The following is a 20,162-nucleotide window of genomic DNA, read 5'->3' on the forward strand; positions in this document are numbered from 1 at the left end:
GCCCCTCTTTAACAACGGACACGCAAAATGGAAAAGATCCCGATGACCGCCGGCGGCCACGCGGCGCTTGAGAAAGAGCTCAAACAGCTCAAATCGGTCGAGCGTCCCGCCATAATTCGCGCCATCTCCGAGGCGCGAGAGCACGGCGACCTCAGCGAGAATGCGGAATATCATTCGGCCAAGGAAAAGCAGTCCTTCATCGAGGGGCGCATCAAGGAGGTCGAGGGGATCCTCAGCCTTGCCGAGGTGATCGACCCGAAGAAGCTGTCGGGAACGATCAAGTTCGGCGCGACGGTGACGCTTGTCGATGAGGATTCCGACCAGGAAAAGACCTACCAGATCGTGGGCGAGCACGAGGCCAATATCGAGAAGGGTCTGCTGAACATGAAATCGCCGATTGCCCGCGCGCTGATCGGCAAGGAAGAGGGCGACAGCGTCGAGGTGCACACCCCCGGAGGCGATCGCGCCTACGAGATCCTCAAGGTCGCATACGTTTGACGGGCCACGCGCGGCGCACGAAGGCAGGCTGAAGTGACATCACTCGAACGGCTCGGATTTGGGGCATCGGCCTTGTGGGGGGCCGGTGTCGTCGTCCTTTTCATCTGGGGGGCGCCGTCGTCCCCGCTTGGCACGGGCCCCCATATCGTCATCGGACTGGTCGGCACGGTGCTGCCCGCGGCGATGGTTTGGCTGGGGATGACCCTGCGGCGCATCCGCGACGTCATCCAAGAGGAAAGCGCCCATCTCGAAGAGATGATCGAGGCGCTTCGATCCGCGCCACGGGATGCGGCGGCCGGCGGACGGGCACTTGGGGATGGCGTGATCGAGACCCTCGACGAGATCGCCGCAAGACAACGCGGGATCGAGGCCGCTCTCGATGCTGTCCGCGCCACGCCGCAGCCCGCGGCCACGACACCGCAGCCCGCCCCGGCCCCTGCACCGCCCGAGGATCACGATCAGGTCACCCTGCCGCTCGACATTCCAGCCGAAGACGCGCAGCCGGGACTGTCGCGGGCCGACTTCATCGGGGCGTTGAATTTCCCGCAGAACATGGATGACACGGCCGGCTTTACGGCGTTGCGCCGGGCGATGCGCGACAGGTCCGCCGCGCAAATGATCCGTGCCGCACAGGACATTCTGACGCTGATGTCGCAGGATGGCGTTTACATGGACGACCTGCATCCCGAGATGGCGCACCCGGATGTCTGGCGGCGCTTTGCCCGTGGCGAGCGTGGTCACGCGATCGCGACCCTGGGCGGCGTGAGGGATCAATCGGCCCTCGACGTGACCGCGGCCCGGATGAAGCAGGACGCGATCTTTCGGGATGTGACACACCATTTCCTGCGCCTGTTCGACCGGATGTTCGCGGAATTCGCCGAAACCGCGTCGGATGCAGAGATATCAGAGATGGCGAACACCCGCACCGCGCGGGCCTTCATGCTTCTGGGTCGTGTCGCGGGCACGTTCGACTGATCGCGGTTGCGCGCGTCAAACAACCGGTCCGGCCGGACGACCCTTGCTGTGCGCACGGTGCCTTGTGCCCCGCTCCTGTCTCTCTTGCTCTGGATGAATTTCCGGGTCATGATACCGCGCTGAAAGGGTGATGTGATGCGCAAGTTTCTCGTGGTACTGGACGACAGTCGCGAATGCCTGAACGCCATGCGCTTTGCAGCCATGCGCGCGGCGAAAACCAAGGGCGGTGTCGAGATCCTCGCCATCATATCGCCGGAAGAGTTCAATCACTGGATCGGCGTCGGCGACATCATGCGCGAGGAACAGCGCGACAGGATCGAGGCCCATTTCGAGGTGTTCGCGAAATGGATGCGCGACAAGCAGGGGATCAACCCCGAACTGGTCATCCGCGAGGGCGAGCCGGTCGCGGAGATCATGGCGCAGGTCAACGACGACGACCAGATCGGTGTGCTGGTGCTCGGGGCCGGGTCCGGCAAGAAGGGCCCCGGACCGCTGGTCACCCAGCTGACCAAGAATGCCGGAACGCTGCCGATGCCCATCACCATCGTCCCCGGCGATCTCAGCAAGGAACGGCTGGAAGCGATCACCTGAGCCGGGACAGCCGGGCATGACTGCCGCCAGTTTGGAATCGTTCCAAACTCTTGACTCGCGCATCCGGCAGGCGCATATCTGTGACCAATACCGAAAGGACGCGCGCATGTTTATCCAGACCGAATCCACGCCCAACCCCGCCACGTTGAAATTTCTCCCCGGCCAAGCCGTGCTTGAAACCGGCACCGCCGATTTCCCGACCGCCGAGGGCGCGGAGGCCTCGCCGCTGGTGGCGCGCATTTTCAAGGTGCCCGGCGTGTCGGGTGTGTTTCTGGGCAACGATTTCGTGACTGTCACCAAAGCGGCCGAAACGGAATGGGATCACATCAAGCCTGCGATCCTCGGTGCCATCATGGAGCATTTCCAATCCGGCCAGCCGGTGATGACGACCGGGGGCAGCGGCGCCTCGGGCCATGCCGAGCATAGCGGCGAAGACGCGGAAATCGTCGGACAGATCAAGGATCTGCTGGATACCCGTGTCCGACCTGCCGTGGCGCAGGACGGCGGCGATATCACCTTTCACGGGTTCGAGCGTGGCGTCGTCTATCTGCACATGCAGGGCGCCTGCGCGGGCTGCCCGTCCTCGACCATCACGCTGAAAATGGGGATCGAGAACCTGCTGCGCCACTACATCCCCGAGGTGACAGAGGTGCGCCCGATTGGCATGTGAGCCGCTGACACTTGGCTTTGATACATCGGCCGCACATTGTGCGGCCGCTTTGCTTTCGGGCGACCGGATTATCGCGGTGCAGGCCGAGGACATGACCCGCGGACAGGCCGAACGACTGGTCCCGATGATACAGGAAATGCTCGCCTCGCAAGGGGTCGACTGGCGCGATCTGGCACGGATCGGCGTCGGCGTGGGTCCCGGTAATTTCACCGGCATCCGCATTTCGGTGTCGCTGGCGCGCGGACTGGCGCTGAGCCTCGGGATACCGGCGATCGGCGTGAGCACGCTTGAGGCGATCCGCGCCACCTGCCAGCAGGGCACTGCCTGCGTCCCGGCGCCGCGCGGGCAGGTCTATATCCAGCCGGATTTCGGCACACCGCGCCTTGTCCCGATGTCTGACATGGATGACGCGGCTTTGCCGCCCCCACCTGCCGAGCTTGCCCGGGCCATTGCGCGCCTCGCGGCCCACGCCCCTGACAACGGCCCGCATCCAACACCGCTTTATATACGGCCAGCGGACGCGGCACCTGCGCGCGATGCCCCGCCCCGTATCCTTGATGACGCCTGAGATGATGGCCGCCGCCCACGCTCGGGCCTTTTCCGGGCATGGGCAGGCGTGGTCGGCCGAAGACTTTCGCACGCTGTTGCAAAGCACTCACGTGTTTCACCTGGGCGGGGCCCGCGCCTTTGCCGTGGGCCGGGCAATCGCGGACGAGGCGGAACTATTGACGCTGGCGACCGATCCCGTGCATCGTCGGACGGGACTGGCACGCGCCTGTCTGCACGCCTTCGAGGTACAGGCAGCGGCACGCGGTGCCGCCTCGGCCTTTCTGGAGGTCTCTGAAGACAACGCAGCCGCCCGCGCGCTCTACGAGGGCGCACACTATACAGAGGTGGGACGGCGCAAGAATTATTATACCACCGGTAATGGAACCCACGTCGATGCGCTCGTGCTGTCCAAGAGGCTGATCTGAGGCAACCGGTCAGCCAAGCGCGGCGGTGATCCTCTGCCAATGCTCGACCGGACCGGCAAGACCAAGTCGCAGCCAGTGACGCGAATACGGAAACACCCGTGACCAGATACAATGCCGCGCGAGCTGCTCTTGTGCGGTGGCGGCATCGGGCGTGGCGTAGGTCCGGAACAACGGCGTGCCGCCCACCAGCGACCAGCCCGCCCCGAAAGCCAGTGCATCAAGCCGGGCCGCATCGCGTGTCAGACGCGCGCAGGTCTGTCTGTGCCAGTCATGATCGCCGAGCGCCTGACACGCCACCTCGATCGCCGGGCCCGACACGGGCCACGGCCCCGCCAGATCGGCCAGTCGCGCGGCGATCTCCGCCCCGCTCAGCGCAAAGCCAAGACGCAGACCGGCCAGCCCGTAGAACTTGCCGAAGGACCGCATCACGATCACGTTTTCCGGGCCGCGATGCAGCACGGGGGCCAGCGACAGGTCGGGATCAGGGTCGGCAAAGCTTTCATCGACCACCAGCAGCCCTACCCGACCGGCCAGCGCGGCCAATTCGGCGGGGCAGTGCCGTGCCCCATCGGGATTGTTGGGGTTGACCACGATCGCGCAATCGGCGCCGGCAAGCGCCTCGGGCGTGGACACCTCTTCGACGGTCCAGCCGCAGGCGCGCAAGGCCGCCGCATGCTCGTTGTAGGTCGGGGTCAGAACCCGTGCGACGCCCGGACGTGCCACGTGCGGCACCGCCTGGATCACCGCCTGCGCCCCGGCCATCGGCGTGACACTTGCGCGGGTGTCATAACACGCCGCCGCCGCCGCGCGCAGGGCGTGCATGTCGCCTTGAGTGGGCAGCGCCGAAAAGGCGCGCGCACTCAGATCAGGGACCGGATAGGGCACCGGGTTGATCCCCGTCGACAGGTCGATCCACCGCGCCATGTCGCCGCCATGGCGGCGCATCGCGGCATCTAGATTACCGCCGTGATCACGTGCTCCGGTCTGCATGCCGCCTTAGAACAGGCAAAGCGCCACAAGCGCAAGCGCCAGCAGCGCCAGCAGCGCCATCGCGCGCGCGTAAAGCGACAGCGCACGGTGCAGGTCGCGCGGCCCCGGATCCGGCGCGCCCGCGTTCAGCCACGGCTCGTCACTCAAGCGTGTGCCATAGGCGCGCGGCCCCGACAGCCGCAGCCCGAGCGCACCGGCCATCGCCGCCTCGGGCCAGCCGGCATTGGGCGACCGGTGCCGCCGCGCATCGCGCAGCATCACGCGGCAGGCCCGGACAGCGTGCCGCGGCAGTGCCAGCGCGAACAGCCCCCCCGTCAGCCGCGCGGGGATCAGGTTCACCACGTCGTCCAGCCGGGCGGCCACCTTGCCGAACGCCTCGAACCGCGCGTCACGATGGCCGATCATCGAATCCAGCGTGTTGATCGCCTTGTAGACCGCGATCCCCGGCAGGCCCGCGACGACGCCCCAGAAGATCGGCGCGCCGATGCCGTCGCTGGTATTTTCCGCAAGGCTTTCGATCCCCGCGCGGGCCACGCCAGCGGGATCGAGTGTCGCGGGATCGCGCCCGACGATCATCGCCACCGCCGCGCGCGCGCCGTCCAGGTCGCCTTGCGCCAGCGGTTGCGCGACCGCCGCCACGTGGTCGTGCATCGACCGCAGCGCGATCAACGGCCAGGCCAGCACCCCGCCGATCAGCCAGCCCGCGGGGCCTGCGGGCAACAGCATCTGCACCGCCACCGCCGGCACCAACGCCAGCGCAACGACAATCCCGGTGGTCGCAGCCCCCATACGCAGACGCGCACCGCGCGGGCCACGGTTCCACCGCGCCTCGAGCGCGGAGATGATGCGCCCCAGCCATGTTACCGGATGTCCGATCCGCGCGTGAAGGCGCGCCGGCCAGCCAAGCACGAAGTCGATCGCCAGCCCGATCAGCATCATCGCCGCAAAGCTCATGCAACGCCGCCCGTGCAAAACCGCAAAACCCGGTCGAGCCCGGCCTCGCGCAACGTGGCCTCGGCCCCGTCAGGTGCCCGTCCCGGCGCAAAGATCAGCGCCCGTGCCGACCCGGTGTGCGCGCGCGCGACCCCAAGCGCGCCAAGTTCGCGCGCCAGATCCGCCATCGGATCGCCCGGCCCGCGCAGCGCGGTGCACCGCCGCGCCGATTCGGTGGCGATCCCGGCAACCGCCGCCAGATCGCTGCACCCGACGGCCTGCACCCACATGTCCACCAGGTCGGCGATGTCGGGGAACGTCGCGTCGGTCGGATCCGTCCGTTCGGCCGCGCCCCACAGCCCGCCGACGATCTCGGCCTCGGGCGGGGGGGGCAGCGTCCGGACCACCTCCGCCCGGCGAGACGCCCACAGCAGGCTGTCGGGGACGTCATACATCAACGGGTCGCTTGCGCCCTCGAAGGCAAGACAGGCGCGCGCCAGTATCTTGGGCGTGCCGCGAAACCCAAGGGCCCTGGCCGCTGCGACAAGACAGGCGGTCGAGGCCCCGGCCCCCGCCCCAAGCGGCATATCGCAGTCAAGATCGGGAAAATCCCGCCGTTCGATCCCGAGGGCCGCCGCGAACGCATCCAGTCGGGCCGGTCCGACAAGGTCGCGCGGCCTCAACCGCGTTCCCGGTGCACGCGCACACAAAGCCGCACAGGCCAGTGTCACCAGAACGACCGGCCCATCGGGGCCGAGCCGCCCCTGGATCCACTCTCCGAAATGGCCCGGCACGATCACGGGAAGACTGGGCATGTTTCGGGCGGCCTCGTCGGTTTGAGATCGGATCGATCTGTTGCACGCAGAACGGCGAAAGTCGAGCGGTCCTGTGCGCCCGGCACCGTCCATCCTGCGGCGATGCGTTCCGGCACGAAAACCGCGTGAGCCGTCAGCCCGACGCAAAGCGGTTCGAGGCCACTAAAAGAGTTGGAATGGTGGGTGATGAAGTTACTTGACCTGCCCGACGGTACCGAAAAGGTTCGACCGACGGCTGTGGCTATCGCAAAGGGCATGCACCTTGGTGTTCATGCCGCCCTTGGTGCGACCGGTCAGGCGGCCGCGCGCCCCTTTTCACGCCCATGCTGGTCGCGGTGCGGTGGGCCTTCAGGTGGGTTGCATCGATCATGGCGGTCTTCTTTTTGCGGTGTTCGGCGGCCCGGCCGGCCATGATCTGTGCGAAGATGCCCTTGTCACTCCATCGCTTCCAACGGGTGTAGAGCGTCTTGTGCGGCCCATATTCCTTGGGTGAGTCGCGCCAGCATAACCCGTTGCGACTTAGAAAGATAATCCCACTCAAAGCCCGACGGTCGCCGACCCTCGGCTTGCCGTGGAACGTTGGAAAATCGGGCACCAAACGCGCCATCTGCGCGTCGCTCAGCCAGAAGGGATCAGACATGTCACCGCTCCGTGCTCGGTGCCGTGAATGACGCAGCCCATCTGAAATCAATGGGTCCACAGCCGACAGGATCGGCTGCACCCGGCTCATGGACGAAGCTGCCCCGGGGGCGTCGTCGCATTCGGGTAATCGGTCGAACCACCCGTAAAGGCGCATATCATGCCTCTGGCTGACCTGCCTGGTGATCGAGGACATGCGCCTTCGTGGAATGGTGCCAACGCGATGCGGTCTCACGTGCGGGCGATCACGGATTGCGCCACCTGTTCAGGGTAATCGCCCTTGCCCGTTCTGCGCAGCAACGCGCATGTTGAATGCCTGCGTGACGCAACGGTGCCACGCAAGACTGACGGATTTGACACCACCCCTTACCCGGAACGGGGTGGCTCTGTCGGTGAAACCGCGCGCCTCAGGTGGCGAGAGCCCGCGCTTCTGAAAAGGACAGCAGCCTGCGGCGGTTCTCGTCCCAAAGGTGCAGCCTCGCGCAGCGAAAGCTTTCAAGAAGCGTGATCCGCTTGGACCTTGCCAGCAGGTCGTGATCCCGGATCGCCTCGGGCAGGCGATAGAACGGGATGCGGCTGGCCAGATGGTGCACGTGGTGCACCCCGATATTGCCGGTTATCCAGCGCAGGATGGCAGGCAGCGCATAATGCGAGCTGCCATGCAGCGCCGCTTCCTGGATGTTCCAGTCGTCCTCGTGCTCCCAGCTTGTTTCCTCGAACTGGTGCTGCACGTAGAAGAACCACATGCCCGCCATCGCGGCCAATAGCATCGTTGGCAGGAATACGAACAGCAGCACGTTCCAGCCGCCCAGCCAGACGATTGTCGCCAGGATGGCGCCTATGGCGGCGTTGGTCGCCATCGCGCTCAGCCAGTAGCGCCAGCCGGCGCGCATCAGGTGAACGGGCAGCCTTTGTTGCAGGAAGAACGTGTAGAACGGCACCACCCCGAACAGGAATACCGGGTTGCGCACGAGGCGGTACAGCGCCCGGCCGAGCCAGTCCTTCTCCTGGTATTCCCGCACCGTCAGCGTCGGCAGGTCCCCGACCCCCCGCCGGTCGAGATTGCCGGTCGTGGCATGATGGATCGCGTGCGTCTTGCGCCAGACGTCGTAGGGGGTCAGCGTCAGCACGCCGATCCCGCGGCCGATCCAGTCGCACAGGCGCCGGTCGCGGAACAGCGATCCGTGCCCGCAATCGTGCTGGATCATGAACAGCCGCACAAGGAACCCCGCGTTCACCACCGCGAGGGCCAGCGCCAACACCGCACTGATCGACACCATCCACCAGGCCACCGCCCATATCGCGACGAACGGCACGAGCGTGACGGCCAGTTCAAACACGCTGCGCGCGGGGATCGGCTGGCGGTAACTCGTCAGCGTTCGGGTCCAGTCCGAGGCGCTCGGGCTGACACCCGGCCTGTCGGCTTGCTCCGTGTCGCCCCGACCGTCAGGGCCATGCGAGATGCCTTGGTCATCGGGCGATTCGGCCCGCGGGTCAGGTGTCGATATTGATCGTGTCATGGAAGCTCGTGTTTCCTTTGTTGTCGATTGTGTCAGTCTTGCGGCCTTCGAACGAAATTCCCGCCGGCAATGATCTGATTGATGGCGTTCGCCACAGCGCGGTGTGTGCGCTCTTCGGCCTCCGAGCCGGAGGCATTCTACTGCGTCGCCGCGGCATCCTCCAGAATGCCGACAATCTCGACCTATGGCAGTACCTTGTGATTGTTCATGGCGCGCATGCGTGACGCGCAGATGGACAGGGCGGCCATGCCGGGATGATCGGTCGGTGGGGGCATCCCGGGGGTTTCCTTGCGATCCGGGTGGTAATCAGCGTGCAGGAAGGCCCGATTGATGCGCCCCTTGTCGCAGGCAATGCGGTATGATGGGCTAACCTAAAGCAGTCCTCGCCGCCAAATTCTCGGGCGCCGCCGGAACCGGGGTTCGCAAATGCCGGGAAACTGCACAAATGATCAGTAACAGACACGCCGCTCACGCGCAAGCTTTCGAGCTTCGTCTCCTTGATCAATGCCCGTGGTCTGAGTGCCATCAATGTCAATCGCGTCTTGCGACAGCTTCGCGAAGACGGCTTCGTGACCGTGAAGGATGGTCGGGTCACGTTTCACGACCACAAGAGGCTCGCCGAGCTTGCCGAGTTCGACGAGTCATATCTTGATCAGAGCGGACCACTGCTGACCTGCAGGACGCCGTCCATCTCCCTTTCGAAATCGTGACCGAAATCACGATTCCACTGGTCGGGCTATGCGTATCGAGAGCCGCGATCACCGGATGGATTCGGCAAATTCAGACCTGACTTGCACAGCGAGGTCCGGATAGTCGGTGAACACCGCGTCCATCCCCATGGCGAAATACTGGGTGAACCGGGCTCTCGCCTCTGCGATGCTGTTCGGGCGGAAGGTCCAGCCATGCACCTCCAGCCCGTGCGCATGGGCGCTCTTGATGAAATCTTCGGTCAGGGACGGGCTGTCCAGCGAGACGCCGACACCGCCGGCGAACTGCGACAGCGCCTCAAGGCTGCTGGTCCTGTCCGTGGTATAGTCGAGCACGCCGAACGCCCCCTTGTCCCCGACAGCGGCGCCGAGTGCGACAACTGCCAGGTCCATGCCGAGCGTGCTCTGATAGTGCGCCATTTCCTGCGCGCCGGCGTGGCTGAAGCTTTGCAGATAGGTGCGCTGTTCGGCGGTCGTGAACCCGGCGTCGTTCAGGGCGTCCACGATCTTGCGCGACAGTTCCGGCCGGTTCGGGGTCTTGGATTCGGGATAGACGCCGATCGCGTCACCCGAGGTCGCGTTATGCGCCGTCACGAGGTCGAGGACTTCGCTCAGCGTGGGCACCTTGAACGCATCGGGATTGCTGGGCGTGAAGCCGGGATAGCTGGTCGAGGCGGGGCCCGTGGGCGTGACGGTCAGGGTCTTGATCTCTGCAAGCGTGAAATCCGAGACGTTGTAGCCGCCATTGCGCGGCGCGAAGATCGAGGCGACATCGGTGCTGCGCGTCAGTTCCGTGTCATGCATCGCGACAAGCGCGCCGTCGGCGGTCAGCTGCACATCCGGCTCCACGATGTCCGCCCGCATCCGGATGGCCAGTTCATAGCCGGCGAGGGTGTGTTCGGGCAGGTACGCACTCGCCCCGCGATGTGCGATCGCCAAGGGCGCATCACCGCTTAGCGTGCCGAAACTCTGGGCCGAAACCGGAACGGCCCCGATAACAAAGGCGGCGGCCAGAAGGATGTGATGAAACATGGCGTCACTCATTCGCGTTGATCCCGGACAGGCCGGGTTGGGTGATCCTCTGCCGTGACGCCTCCAGCCCATCTCCAAAGCCTTCGGCATCGCCGTAATCGACGAATTGCGCATAATAGGCGTGATGCGCGCCAATGCGAGCGGCGTGTTTGATCGGGCACCAGAACGCCTCTGTTCGTCCCGCCACCTCCTGCACATAGCCGATCAGCCCGTTGCAATAGCCACAATAGACGCAGTTCAGCTTTTGCACCCAGTTGAGATAAGCCAGATGATGCCGATCCACCCGGATGAAATCCGCGCGGCGCACCTTCTCGATCCCGTAAACCGGAAAGCACACCGCCTGGTAGATCGTGACGAGCAGATCCAGCAGCGCGAATGGCAGAATGAGGCTATAGATCACCGGCGCGGTGATCACGGTCATCGGCCTTGTCCGGCGCAAGAAGGTCAGAAATCTGACGCGCATCTCGCGATGGTGTCGCCGCATCTCGGCCTCGAACACGACCCTGCCGTTCTCAAAGCCATAGCGAAACGCCTGACGGCGCGCGTCGAACTCCTGTTCCAGGTCTTCCTGTAACTCGCGGATCCGCTTCAGCAGAGTATCGGGGGCTGTCATCTCGGAATTCTCCTGCCGGGTCACGAGCGACCAGCCTACGCCGCATGTCATGAAAAGCAAACACGCCGGGACAATCTCTGAAATCCGGTTGCGCAGGACAGGGGGGCGGTCGACATCAGCAAAGGCGGCCTGCAACGCCATCGTCACCGGGGCCTTGGCGATGACGCATCGTGGCGTGATGTGACAAAAATCCTCGCTAGCTGCCCGTTTCTGGTCATATGAGGGGCCGAGAGGAGATTGCATGACCGATGACTGGACCACCCGCCGCGCGCCAAGCCTGGCGGATATCGCCGTGATGGCGCGCGCTGCCCGTACCACCCTGCCGGACGCCTACCGCCCGGCGGCGGCAGCGGTGTCGCTGCGCGTCGAGGATTTCGCCCCCGACGCAATCCTCGATGAGATGGCGATCCGCGATCCCTTCGGCCTCACAGGGCTTTACGATGGCATCCCGCTGACCGAGAAATCGGTAATGGATCAGCCCCACGGTCCCGACACGATCTGGCTTTTTCGCCGTCCGATCCTCGACGAATGGGCCGATCGCGGCAATGTCGCCCTCGGCAACCTCGTCGCACATGTCTACGTGCATGAGCTCGCGCACCATTTCGGCTGGTCCGATGCCGATATCGCCGATATCGATCCGTGGTGGGAGTGAGCGGAGGCGGCGCGGGCCTTTCTGTGCTCGGACCCGACACGCGAAAGGCGTCATCCCCTAAGCCAGTCCGCTTTCGCGATCATCGGAAGGCACATTGGATGCGCGGACCTCAGGTCTGTGCAATCCAGTGGCCGGTGAACCTTTGAATGATGCCGTGCCCGTCCACCACAAGATGCGATGTCTTGCCCGTATCGGCATTCAGGCATTCGTATTCCTTATCCGCGGTGCGCCGAAGGACGAGATTCAAGGGCGTCAGCCGGTCGTTTTCGAGATCCAGCCTTGCCACCATGATCTCGGCGTCGTCGCCAATGCTTAGCTTCAGGCGGCGGATCGGCAAGGTCAGCGTCGCGGGCGTGAAGCCAAGATCGATATCCTCGGCCCCTTCGACGGCCGTGGCCGGTGTGCCATTCAGCAGCCACGTGTTATCAGGCGCACGGCTCACGAAGATGCGGGATTTCGCACCGATCCGGGCACGTCTTGTCGTGCCATCTTCTCGGGCACGGATGCGGTATGGCAGGATGCTGCCTTTCGAATCCGTCGACGACCCGTCGATCAGATATCCGCCCTCTGCGTCGGCGAAGCGGCAGGCGTCATTCCCGGATTCGTCCTGCCTGACCCATACGACGGCATGTGCCCCTGCGATCATGGTATGTGCTCCTTGTATGAGTATACGTTACCATGTCGAGAGTCCCGGTGGCCATGGAATGCTGCACACGACACGCATGACAGAAGTGAGCGTGTGGGATGAGACTGCGCGCGCCCTGACCGGCCTTTTGCTCGGCAAGGGCGATCTGGCGTTGACGCTGTGCGACAGCGCCCGGCAGCAACTTGAGCGCCTACCGGCAATCTGCACCCAGAGGGCTACGCGGCGCGGTCTTGCCGACGATTCTGCGCAGGTCTTTCGGCACCGCCAGCCGGGCATGGCAACGCCCTGTGCGGTTCATCAGGCAACTGATCTTGCCCGGCACGCCGATGAGCCTTTGCAACCAAATCCGCAACCTTTCAAAAGGCCACGCGACCTTGTTTGGGGCAGGTTTGTTTGATTCCAACAGGCTGGTATGGTGGGTGATGAAGGATTTGAACCTCCGACATCTTCGATGTGAACGAAGCGCTCTACCACTGAGCTAATCACCCGTTAATGGCGCTTTTAGCGACACTCCAAACCGTCTGCAACCGGATCTTTCCCCTCTGGATGCAATCAACCGTGCGCGCCACGGGCACAGCGATGGCACAGGGATCAACCGGCGCGCATACGCCGCGGCGCGCGCGCCTGTCAGGCCTCTGCATCCGCGAATTGCGTTCCGGCATTGGCATCCGGTTTCGACCAGTCGCGTTTCACGCCAAACCACATGAGCATGGTCGTAGCCACGAAGATCGACGAATAGGTGCCCACCAGAACCCCCCAGATCATCGCGAAGACAAAGCCCCGGATCACGTCGCCGCCCAGAACATACAGCGCCAGAAGCGCCAGAAGGGTCGTGACGGATGTCATCACCGTGCGGCTGAGCGTTTCGTTGATCGACAGGTTCAGCACCTCGCGCAGCGGTCTCTTCTTGTACTTGCGCAGGTTCTCGCGGACCCGGTCGAACACCACAACCGTGTCATTCAGGGAGTACCCCACGATGGTCAGAAGCGCCGCGATGATCGCGAGGTCGAACTGTATCTGAAGCTCGGAGAAGACGCCGACGGTCAGCGCCACATCGTGCAGAAGGGCGATCACCGCGCCAACGGCGAACTGCCATTCGAACCGCAGCCAGATGTAGATCAGCACAGCCCCGATGGCGAGCGCGATGGCAATGATCGCGGCCTGTATGAGTTCGCCGGAGACCTTGGGCCCGACGCTTTCGACCGAGGTGAACTCGATGTCCGGCACCACCGATTGCAGCGCGCCCCTGACCTCTTCGATGACCTCGGGCGAGACGCTTTCGCTGTCGTCCTGCGCCTGGATACGGATCATCGCGACATTTTCGTCAGGGCCGAATGTGGGGTCGAAGACTTCGGTGATGGTGACATCGCCAAGGCCGAGAGTGTCGATGGCGTCGCGATACTCGGCGACATCGACCGGTTGGGCGCTTTGGGTGCGGATGGTGGTACCGCCCTTGAAATCAATTCCGAAATTCAGCCCCTGCACCCCGAAAGAGCCGATTGCCACGAGGATCATCACGCCGGAAATACCCAACCACAGCTTCCAGCGGCTGAAGAAATCGATGGCCGTGTCCTGGGGCACGAGACGCAAGCCACGGCCCTGCAGCACAGATTTGGGGCGCTTGCGCTCGAACCACATGACCGCGACGAGCCGGGTGACGAAAAGCGCGGTGAAGACCGACGTGATGATCCCCAGACCAAGCGTGATGGCAAAGCCGCGCACCGGCCCGGACCCCATCGTGTAGAGGATCATCGCGGTGATGAAGGTGGTTATATTGGCATCCACGATGGCGCTCATCGCCTTTTCGTAGCCAAGTTCGATGGCCCGCGCAGGCCCTTTCGCGGTCTTCATCTCTTCCTTGATCCGCTCGAAGACCAGGACGTTCGCGTCAACCGCCATGCCGATGGTCAACACGATGCCGGCAATGCCGGGCAGTGTCAGCGTGGCCCCGATCAGGCTGAGCAGCCCGAAGATCAGACCGACATTGACGACCAGTGCGATATTCGCAAACAGCCCGAACCGGCCATAGGATGCAATCATGTAGCTCAGCACGAGGACGAAGGCGACGATGCAGGCGATCTTGCCCGCCTCGATGCTGTCGGCCCCCAATTCGGGACCGATGGTGCGCTCTTCGAGGAATTCCAGACCCGCCGGCAAGGCCCCGGCGCGCAGCAGCACGGCCAGTTGCGTGCTTTCCTCGACGGTGAAATCGCCGGTGATGATCCCGGACCCGCCGGGTATGTGACTTTGGATCACCGGCGCGCTGATCACCTCGCCATCCAGCACGATGGCAAAGGGATTGCCGATGTTTTCGGCCGTGTAGTCTCCGAATGACCGCGCCCCCGACGGGTTGAAGCGGAACGACACGGCGGGCCGGCCATTCTGGTCGAAATCGGGTTGCGCATCGACCAGCTCATCGCCCGTCACGACAGGCGCGCGTTCGAGGATGTAGAACACCCCCTCGTCGTCAAGCGACGGCAGAACCTCGTTGCCGGGTCCGGGGTTTTCGTTCCCGTCGGACGTGCGGCTGACGACGGGCTGAAAGGTCAGCTGTGCGGTGGTGCCGATCAGCTCCTTAAGCTCACCCGCAGAGCCGATGCCTGGCACCTGGATCAGGATGCGGTCCGCGCCCTGACGCTGGATCGTCGGCTCGCGCGTGCCGACCTCGTCGATGCGGCGGCGGATGATTTCGAGGGCCTGGCGCACCGTGCGTTCGTCGGTGGCGCGCTGTTCGGCCTCGCTCAGCCGCACGATCACGTCGGGGCCGTCCGTGCTGACGGCGATGTCGCTGGCCCCTGCCCCGCTGATACCGGCGACCGGCCGCGCAAGGCCACGCACGAGGCTCGCGGCCTCTTCGGCCATCTCGGGCTGGTTCACGAGACGCACGCGCAGCTCCGGGTCGTCCGTCTCTTGCAACCGGATGGGACCGACGCGATCACGCTCTTCGCGCAGCAGGTCGCGCACCTCGGGCCACATCGCCTCGATGCGCGTCTCGTACACGTCCTCGACCTGCACCTCGGCCAGCAGATGCGCCCCCCCCCGCAGATCGAGGCCCAGATTCACCAGCCCCGAGGGCATCCAGTCAGGCCATAGGGCAAGGTCCTCTTCGACGCTGGCAGGGTCTGCACCGGCCTCGACCGCGGTCACTGCGTCATTATGCGTCTCGACCCGGTTGTAGAACGCATTGGGCAGCGCAAGCAGCAAACCAAGCCCGACAATGCCCCAGATCACAAGGCGTTTCCACAGGTCGATTTGCAACATGATCAGGCCTTTTCAATGGCTTGGGGCGTGTCTGCGGTTGGCAGATCAGCTTTCGGCGGGTTCGGTCTTGGACAGGACCTGCGCGATCGTGCTGCGCACAACACGCACCTTGACGCCCTCGGCCAGTTCAACCTCGATCTCGTCGTTATCCTTGACCTTGGCGACCTTGCCGATCAGCCCGCCTTGCGTGACCACCTGGTCACCGCGCCGCAATGCCTCGACCATCGCCTTGTGTTCCTTGAGTTTTTTCTGCTGCGGACGGATCAGAAGGAAATACATGATCACGAAGATCAGGATTAGCGGGATGAACTGGGCGAAAGCTTCCATTGGGGATGTCCTTGTCTGAGGGCTTGCGGTGGAACACCGCGAATTACGGCGGAACGTAAAGTCGGCACCCGGTATTTGCAAGGCGCGAAAACCCGGCAAAAGGCGACATGCCGTACCCCGTCCCCGCGAGAGGCGGATGCAATTGGCGGACGGGTTTGCCACGACGGCACGCGCCGCATATCCTGGCGAAAGAACGTCAAGGCGGGACCCTGCGAGTGAGCGACGATCACGTAATCATCATGCTGCCGGTCCCGGTGCTGGGGGCTGTCGCGCTGATCGTGGCGGTGGCCGTGCTGTCTGGGCTGGTCCGCGCCATGATCCGCCGGGACGACCCGCCGTCCGACTGGCTGCACCGGCTGCAGGACCGGACCGGTCTGGGATCATGGCACCCGGTGGCGTTCGGGATCGTGTCGCTGACATGGGCGATCGTCGCTGTCACGCTGTTTTTCGGGATCTACCTTGTCCTGTGGCAGATCATCCTCCACGCGCCACCGACTGCCACCGAAGCCGTCTGGACTTGGCGTTTCGCGATTGCGCAGCTCGCGGCGCTGACGACGGTGCTGGGCGGCGTGATCGCCCTGCCGATCACCCTGAACCGGCTGATCCTCGCCCGGCGGCAGACCGAAACCACCGAACAGGGCCACATCACCGACCGGATCAACAAGGCCATCGAACAGCTCGGGAACGCCGAACCGGCGGTCAGGATGGGCGCGATCCTCAGCCTCGACAGGATCATGGCGGACTCGGCGCATGACAGGTTGATGGTATTGAACATGCTCAATGCCTATATTTCTCACCATCAGCCTGCCAGGTCGGGCGGGGCAGAGGACCCCGTGATGAACACCGGGATTGATGTGCAGGCGGCACTTGATGTAATGTTGAAATGGAATGCATGAGGATCACAGATGCTGGTCACACGTGGCACTGAAACCTTCCGGCCGGATTTCGGCGGTACCCGCCTGAGCCGTGCGAATCTCGAACGCGCCAATCTGCGCGGCGCAAAAGCGCAGTTCGTGGATTTCCGCGAAGCCAATCTCGGCCGGGCATCGCTTGTCGGCACGTTGCTTCAGGGTGCGGACCTGTCGCGGGCCAATCTTCAGAGCGCGGATCTTTCGAAAGCCGAGCTGAAGGCCGTCCGGCTCGATGGCAGCAATCTGTGCGGTGCCCATCTGCACGACGCCCGGGACCTGTCGCAATCGCAACTGCAGGGTGCCTTCGGCGATGCCGCGACCACCCTTCCCGACGGGCTGGAGCGGCCCGGCCACTGGATGAACACGCATCTCGACGAGGTCGGAAGCGTTCTGGAATGGCGCAAATGGCTATCGGACCCGGACGGCTACACGCCGCTTGACCCGATCGACGACGCGCAGGCCGCGCGCATGTCATCGCGGGCATGACCCCGCGACCGCAGCGCCGGACGGCCTGACGACCCCATCAGGCGCGCAAGCCGCGATGCGGCAATCTCGCGGAACCTGCCCCGAACGCCCCGCCGCAGCATGGCATGCCCTACACCTGACGCGCAAACTGGGATATCCACGTCGCGACTCAGGCAGCCCGAGGACAGAAGCCATGCACGATATCCGCGCGATCCGCGATGATCCTGACACGTTCGACGCCGCGATGGCGCGGCGCGGGTTTCAAGGGGCCTCGGGCCCCGTGCTGGAACTCGACGCGGCGCGGCGCGCGCGCATCAATGCCGCCGAAACCGCGCAGGCCGAACAGAACCGCGCCTCCAAGGACGTGGGTGCCGCCAAGGCGCGCGGCGACGAGGGCGAGTTTGCCCGGCTGCGCGTGCTGGTGGGCGAGAAGAAAGCCGAGGTCGCCGCGATGCAGGCCGAGGCCAAGGATCTCGACGCGCAGCTGACCGAGATGCTGATGGGCCTGCCCAACCTGCCGCATGACGACGTGCCCGAAGGCACGGACGAGGCCGACAACGTGGAATTGCGCCGTTGGGGCACGCCCGCCGTGCTCGATTTCGGCGCGAAAGAGCATTACGATCTCGCCGGTGTCGCGCCGGGCATGGATTTCGAGGCCGCCGCGACCCTGTCGGGCAGCCGTTTCGTGGTGCTGAAGGGCGCCGTGGCGCGCATCCACCGCGCATTGGCGCAATTCATGCTCGACGTGCATGTCGAAGAGAACGACCTATCCGAGACATGGACGCCCGTGCTGGTGCGCGACGAGATGATGCGCGGCACCGGGCAGTTGCCCAAATTCGGCGAGGACAGCTACCGCACGACCGATGGCTGGTGGCTGGTGCCGACCGCCGAGGTGACGCTGACCAACCTCGTGCACGGCCTGACCGTCGAGGCGGCCAGCCTGCCGCGCCGGATGGTGGCGCACACGCAGTGCTTTCGCTCCGAGGCCGGGTCGGCGGGGCGCGACACCGCCGGCATGCTGCGCCAGCACCAGTTCGAGAAGGTCGAGATGGTCTCGATCACCCATCCCGACAGCAGCCGCGAGGAACTCGACCGCATGACGGGCTGTGCCGAAGGTATCCTGCAGCGGCTTGGCCTGCCCTACCGGACCGTCGTGCTGTGCACCGGCGACACGGGATTCGGCGCGCGGCGCACGCATGATATCGAGGTCTGGCTGCCCGGACAGGCCATGTATCGCGAAATCTCCTCGGTCTCGGTCTGTGGCGATTTCCAGGCCCGCCGCATGAACGCACGGTTCCGGCCCGAGGACGGTGGCAAGCCCGAATTCGTGCATACGCTCAACGGCTCGGGCCTTGCCGTGGGGCGCGCGCTGATCGCCGTGCTCGAGAACGGCCAGCAGGCCGATGGCTCGGTGCGCCTGCCCGAGGTGCTGCACCCGTATCTGCGCGGCCGCACGGTGTTGGGTGCCGACGGCGTGCTGCGCTGAGGCGCCGGGTCTTGCCGTTTCTTGGCATGAAAGAGACCCTGGAAGAGTTCCCTTGCGCGGCTCGCTCAGGCATCCGCCTCAGGCCAGTTGCGTCGGGCATCGCGGGCGCAGTACAGTGACGAGGTGTCGCATTTCAAGGTTCCTCGCATGACAGATCCCCTGCCCTTCCTGCGCGCCCTGTTCGACCGCGCGGTGGCGGTCGCCGACCCGATGCAAAGCTTGGCGGCCTGTCTGCCCGCGCGCCCCGAGGGTCGGCTTGTGGTCGTGGGCGCGGGAAAGGCCAGTGCGCGCATGGCCGAGGCGGTCGAGGCCGTCTACGGCCCCTGTGAAGGCCTTGTGATCACCCGCTACGGCCATGCGCGCCCGTGTCGTGGCATAGAGATCGTCGAGGCGGCGCATCCCGTGCCCGATCAGGCCGGGCTGCGCGCAACCGCGCGCATGCTTGACCTGCTGCGCGGTCTGGATGAGGACGACATGGTGCTGGCGTTGATCTCGGGCGGGGCATCGGCATTGCTGGTGCAGCCGGCGGGCGACATGACGCTGGCCGAGAAACAGGCGGTCAATGACAGCCTGTTGTCATCAGGCGCGCCGATCGGCCAGATGAACGTGTTGCGCAAGCATCTCAGCCGCGTCAAGGGCGGGCAACTGGCGGCGGCGGCGTGGCCCGCGCGCATGCTGGCGCTGATGATCTCGGATGTGCCCGGCGACGATCCGGCAATGATCGGGTCCGGCCCCACCGTGGGCGAGGCAAGCCCGCCCGCAGAGGCGCGGCGCATCGCACAGACCCACGGCATCGACCTGCCTGCATCGGCGCGCGCGGTTCTTGAGGCACCGACCGGCGTGATCGCCCCGGACGACCCGCGGCTTGGCCGTGTCGAGAACGTGATCTACGCCGCGCCCGGACAATCGCTTGATGCTGCCGCGGAATTGGCGCGTGCGCAGGGCGTCACGGTGCAAATCCTCGGCGAGGCGATCGAGGGCGAGGCCCGCGAGATCGCGCAGCATCACGCGCAGCTTGCGCGCGCGGCACAGGCCCGCCTCGCACCCGGCGCGGCCCCGCTGCTGCTTTTGTCGGGGGGCGAGTTGACAGTCACCCGGCGCGGCGACGGCGTGGGCGGGCCGAATGCCGAATACGCGCTGGCACTGGCGCTTGCCTTCGACGGCGCGCCGGGAATCCACGCCATCGCCTGTGACACGGACGGGGTGGACGGCGCCGCCGAGGTGGCCGGCGCGACAATCGACCCCGAGACCCTGAGGCGCGCAAGCGCGTGCGGTGTCGATGCGGCGCAGGCACTGGACCGGAACGACGCCCACACGGTCTTTGCCGCGCTTGGCGACCAGGTCATCACCGGCCCGACCCTGACCAATGTCAACGACTTCCGCGCCATTCTCGTCGCGCCGTGCTAAGGCATGGCATGCAGGATCGGGCCCGGTGGCGCGCGTCCTTGAGGCGACAT

The 20,162-nt window shown here is 65.0% G+C and carries 22 protein-coding genes, 1 tRNA gene and 1 pseudogene; 13 read left to right on the plus strand and 11 right to left on the minus strand.

Features of this window, described 5'->3' with window-relative positions:
• Window positions 1-27 precede the first annotated feature (27 nt).
• From greA to ACROSR_RS00815, 6 genes are all read left to right on the plus strand, one after another.
• Window positions 28-498, plus strand: a complete 471-nt coding sequence (greA, locus tag ACROSR_RS00790; RefSeq protein ID WP_432681848.1) for a transcription elongation factor GreA — start codon at window positions 28-30, stop codon at window positions 496-498.
• Window positions 499-531: 33 nt separating this feature from the next.
• Window positions 532-1,473 carry a hypothetical protein gene (locus tag ACROSR_RS00795; protein WP_432681849.1) on the plus strand — a complete coding sequence of 314 codons (942 nt, stop codon included), beginning with the start codon at window positions 532-534 and terminating at the stop codon, window positions 1,471-1,473.
• Window positions 1,474-1,608: 135 nt separating this feature from the next.
• Window positions 1,609-2,064: a universal stress protein gene (locus ACROSR_RS00800; protein WP_432681850.1), complete on the plus strand. Its 456-nt coding sequence runs from the start codon at window positions 1,609-1,611 to the stop codon at window positions 2,062-2,064.
• Window positions 2,065-2,170: 106 nt separating this feature from the next.
• Window positions 2,171-2,734 carry a NifU family protein gene (locus tag ACROSR_RS00805; protein WP_432681851.1) on the plus strand — a complete coding sequence of 188 codons (564 nt, stop codon included), beginning with the start codon at window positions 2,171-2,173 and terminating at the stop codon, window positions 2,732-2,734.
• Window positions 2,724-3,302 carry a tRNA (adenosine(37)-N6)-threonylcarbamoyltransferase complex dimerization subunit type 1 TsaB gene (gene tsaB, locus ACROSR_RS00810; protein ID WP_432681852.1) on the plus strand — a complete coding sequence of 193 codons (579 nt, stop codon included), beginning with the start codon at window positions 2,724-2,726 and terminating at the stop codon, window positions 3,300-3,302. The genes ACROSR_RS00805 and tsaB overlap by 11 nt, the downstream gene beginning before the upstream one ends.
• Window positions 3,292-3,708: a GNAT family N-acetyltransferase gene (locus tag ACROSR_RS00815; protein WP_432681853.1), complete on the plus strand. Its 417-nt coding sequence runs from the start codon at window positions 3,292-3,294 to the stop codon at window positions 3,706-3,708. The genes tsaB and ACROSR_RS00815 overlap by 11 nt, the downstream gene beginning before the upstream one ends.
• Before the next feature lie 9 nt (window positions 3,709-3,717).
• Here the strand turns inward: ACROSR_RS00815 and cobD are convergent, their stop codons facing one another.
• The 5 genes and pseudogenes from cobD to ACROSR_RS00840 all read right to left on the minus strand — a co-directional run bounded on the left by cobD (window position 3,718) and on the right by ACROSR_RS00840 (window position 8,605).
• Entirely contained in the window at window positions 3,718-4,698 is a 981-nt protein-coding gene (cobD, locus tag ACROSR_RS00820; protein ID WP_432681854.1) for a threonine-phosphate decarboxylase CobD, read from the minus strand.
• 6 nt (window positions 4,699-4,704) lie between these two features.
• On the minus strand, window positions 4,705-5,652 hold the full coding sequence (cbiB, locus tag ACROSR_RS00825; RefSeq protein WP_432681855.1) for an adenosylcobinamide-phosphate synthase CbiB: 948 nt from the start codon (window positions 5,650-5,652) through the stop codon (window positions 4,705-4,707).
• Window positions 5,649-6,446 (minus strand): propanediol utilization protein, encoded by a 798-nt coding sequence (locus tag ACROSR_RS00830; protein ID WP_432681856.1) that lies wholly within the window; start codon window positions 6,444-6,446, stop codon window positions 5,649-5,651. The genes cbiB and ACROSR_RS00830 overlap by 4 nt, the downstream gene beginning before the upstream one ends.
• A 198-nt stretch (window positions 6,447-6,644) precedes the next feature.
• A pseudogene (locus ACROSR_RS00835) lies at window positions 6,645-7,086 on the minus strand (IS5 family transposase); the annotation flags it as partial.
• A gap of 406 nt (window positions 7,087-7,492) precedes the next feature.
• Entirely contained in the window at window positions 7,493-8,605 is a 1,113-nt protein-coding gene (locus tag ACROSR_RS00840) for a fatty acid desaturase (protein WP_432681857.1), read from the minus strand.
• Window positions 8,606-9,102: 497 nt separating this feature from the next.
• Here ACROSR_RS00840 and ACROSR_RS00845 point away from each other — a divergent pair, with 497 nt between their 5' ends.
• The gene (locus tag ACROSR_RS00845) at window positions 9,103-9,315 is read left to right on the plus strand and encodes a hypothetical protein (RefSeq protein WP_432681858.1); all 213 of its coding nucleotides are present in this window, start codon (window positions 9,103-9,105) and stop codon (window positions 9,313-9,315) included.
• Between the two features lie 48 nt (window positions 9,316-9,363).
• On the opposite strand, the gene ACROSR_RS00850 is transcribed toward ACROSR_RS00845, so the two are convergent.
• Together ACROSR_RS00850 and ACROSR_RS00855 are read right to left on the minus strand one after the other, a co-directional pair.
• Complete coding sequence (locus tag ACROSR_RS00850) at window positions 9,364-10,344, minus strand: glycerophosphodiester phosphodiesterase family protein (RefSeq protein WP_432681859.1); 981 nt, start codon at window positions 10,342-10,344, stop codon at window positions 9,364-9,366.
• Between the two features lie 4 nt (window positions 10,345-10,348).
• Entirely contained in the window at window positions 10,349-11,200 is an 852-nt protein-coding gene (locus ACROSR_RS00855; protein WP_432681860.1) for a hypothetical protein, read from the minus strand.
• Here ACROSR_RS00855 and ACROSR_RS00860 point away from each other — a divergent pair.
• Window positions 11,199-11,609: a metallopeptidase family protein gene (locus ACROSR_RS00860; RefSeq protein WP_432681861.1), complete on the plus strand. Its 411-nt coding sequence runs from the start codon at window positions 11,199-11,201 to the stop codon at window positions 11,607-11,609. The genes ACROSR_RS00855 and ACROSR_RS00860 overlap by 2 nt on opposite strands.
• 109 nt (window positions 11,610-11,718) lie before the next feature.
• On the opposite strand, the gene ACROSR_RS00865 is transcribed toward ACROSR_RS00860, so the two are convergent.
• Window positions 11,719-12,255 (minus strand): putative glycolipid-binding domain-containing protein, encoded by a 537-nt coding sequence (locus ACROSR_RS00865; RefSeq protein WP_432681862.1) that lies wholly within the window; start codon window positions 12,253-12,255, stop codon window positions 11,719-11,721.
• A 58-nt stretch (window positions 12,256-12,313) separates the two neighbouring features.
• On the opposite strand from ACROSR_RS00865, the gene ACROSR_RS00870 reads away from it, so the two are divergent.
• On the plus strand, window positions 12,314-12,652 hold the full coding sequence (locus tag ACROSR_RS00870) for a hypothetical protein (protein WP_432681863.1): 339 nt from the start codon (window positions 12,314-12,316) through the stop codon (window positions 12,650-12,652).
• A 16-nt stretch (window positions 12,653-12,668) separates the two neighbouring features.
• On the opposite strand, the gene ACROSR_RS00875 is transcribed toward ACROSR_RS00870, so the two are convergent.
• From ACROSR_RS00875 to yajC, 3 genes are all read right to left on the minus strand, one after another.
• A tRNA-Val gene (locus ACROSR_RS00875) sits at window positions 12,669-12,743 on the minus strand.
• A gap of 139 nt (window positions 12,744-12,882) precedes the next feature.
• Window positions 12,883-15,516 (minus strand): protein translocase subunit SecD, encoded by a 2,634-nt coding sequence (secD, locus tag ACROSR_RS00880; RefSeq protein ID WP_432681864.1) that lies wholly within the window; start codon window positions 15,514-15,516, stop codon window positions 12,883-12,885.
• Between the two features lie 45 nt (window positions 15,517-15,561).
• Window positions 15,562-15,843, minus strand: coding sequence for a preprotein translocase subunit YajC (gene yajC / locus ACROSR_RS00885; protein ID WP_432681865.1), 282 nt, complete (start codon window positions 15,841-15,843; stop codon window positions 15,562-15,564).
• A gap of 215 nt (window positions 15,844-16,058) precedes the next feature.
• Between yajC and ACROSR_RS00890 the strand changes: the two genes are divergently transcribed.
• The 4 genes from ACROSR_RS00890 (at window position 16,059) to ACROSR_RS00905 (ending at window position 20,112) form a co-directional block, all read left to right on the plus strand.
• Window positions 16,059-16,739 (plus strand): hypothetical protein, encoded by a 681-nt coding sequence (locus ACROSR_RS00890; RefSeq protein ID WP_432681866.1) that lies wholly within the window; start codon window positions 16,059-16,061, stop codon window positions 16,737-16,739.
• Window positions 16,740-16,748: 9 nt separating this feature from the next.
• Window positions 16,749-17,240, plus strand: coding sequence for a pentapeptide repeat-containing protein (locus ACROSR_RS00895; protein ID WP_432681867.1), 492 nt, complete (start codon window positions 16,749-16,751; stop codon window positions 17,238-17,240).
• A 172-nt stretch (window positions 17,241-17,412) separates the two neighbouring features.
• On the plus strand, window positions 17,413-18,705 hold the full coding sequence (serS, locus tag ACROSR_RS00900) for a serine--tRNA ligase (RefSeq protein WP_432681868.1): 1,293 nt from the start codon (window positions 17,413-17,415) through the stop codon (window positions 18,703-18,705).
• A gap of 147 nt (window positions 18,706-18,852) precedes the next feature.
• Entirely contained in the window at window positions 18,853-20,112 is a 1,260-nt protein-coding gene (locus tag ACROSR_RS00905; protein ID WP_432681869.1) for a glycerate kinase type-2 family protein, read from the plus strand.
• Window positions 20,113-20,162 lie beyond the last annotated feature (50 nt).

Source organism: Roseovarius tibetensis, assembly GCF_050896375.1.
Lineage (GTDB): Bacteria > Pseudomonadota > Alphaproteobacteria > Rhodobacterales > Rhodobacteraceae > Roseovarius > Roseovarius tibetensis.

Coding starts and splice junctions, on each gene's coding strand:
- ACROSR_RS00895 (WP_432681867.1), top strand. CDS start 16,749: ATGCTGGTCACACGTGGCACTGAAACCTTCCGGCCGGATTTCGGCGGT.
- cbiB (WP_432681855.1), bottom strand. CDS start 5,652: ATGAGCTTTGCGGCGATGATGCTGATCGGGCTGGCGATCGACTTCGTG.
- yajC (WP_432681865.1), bottom strand. CDS start 15,843: ATGGAAGCTTTCGCCCAGTTCATCCCGCTAATCCTGATCTTCGTGATC.
- cobD (WP_432681854.1), bottom strand. CDS start 4,698: ATGCAGACCGGAGCACGTGATCACGGCGGTAATCTAGATGCCGCGATG.
- ACROSR_RS00855 (WP_432681860.1), bottom strand. CDS start 11,200: ATGCAATCTCCTCTCGGCCCCTCATATGACCAGAAACGGGCAGCTAGC.
- ACROSR_RS00800 (WP_432681850.1), top strand. CDS start 1,609: ATGCGCAAGTTTCTCGTGGTACTGGACGACAGTCGCGAATGCCTGAAC.
- ACROSR_RS00830 (WP_432681856.1), bottom strand. CDS start 6,446: ATGCCCAGTCTTCCCGTGATCGTGCCGGGCCATTTCGGAGAGTGGATC.
- ACROSR_RS00860 (WP_432681861.1), top strand. CDS start 11,199: ATGACCGATGACTGGACCACCCGCCGCGCGCCAAGCCTGGCGGATATC.
- serS (WP_432681868.1), top strand. CDS start 17,413: ATGCACGATATCCGCGCGATCCGCGATGATCCTGACACGTTCGACGCC.
- ACROSR_RS00840 (WP_432681857.1), bottom strand. CDS start 8,605: ATGACACGATCAATATCGACACCTGACCCGCGGGCCGAATCGCCCGAT.
- ACROSR_RS00870 (WP_432681863.1), top strand. CDS start 12,314: ATGCTGCACACGACACGCATGACAGAAGTGAGCGTGTGGGATGAGACT.
- secD (WP_432681864.1), bottom strand. CDS start 15,516: ATGTTGCAAATCGACCTGTGGAAACGCCTTGTGATCTGGGGCATTGTC.
- ACROSR_RS00850 (WP_432681859.1), bottom strand. CDS start 10,344: ATGTTTCATCACATCCTTCTGGCCGCCGCCTTTGTTATCGGGGCCGTT.
- ACROSR_RS00805 (WP_432681851.1), top strand. CDS start 2,171: ATGTTTATCCAGACCGAATCCACGCCCAACCCCGCCACGTTGAAATTT.
- ACROSR_RS00905 (WP_432681869.1), top strand. CDS start 18,853: ATGACAGATCCCCTGCCCTTCCTGCGCGCCCTGTTCGACCGCGCGGTG.
- ACROSR_RS00815 (WP_432681853.1), top strand. CDS start 3,292: ATGACGCCTGAGATGATGGCCGCCGCCCACGCTCGGGCCTTTTCCGGG.
- ACROSR_RS00865 (WP_432681862.1), bottom strand. CDS start 12,255: ATGATCGCAGGGGCACATGCCGTCGTATGGGTCAGGCAGGACGAATCC.
- greA (WP_432681848.1), top strand. CDS start 28: ATGGAAAAGATCCCGATGACCGCCGGCGGCCACGCGGCGCTTGAGAAA.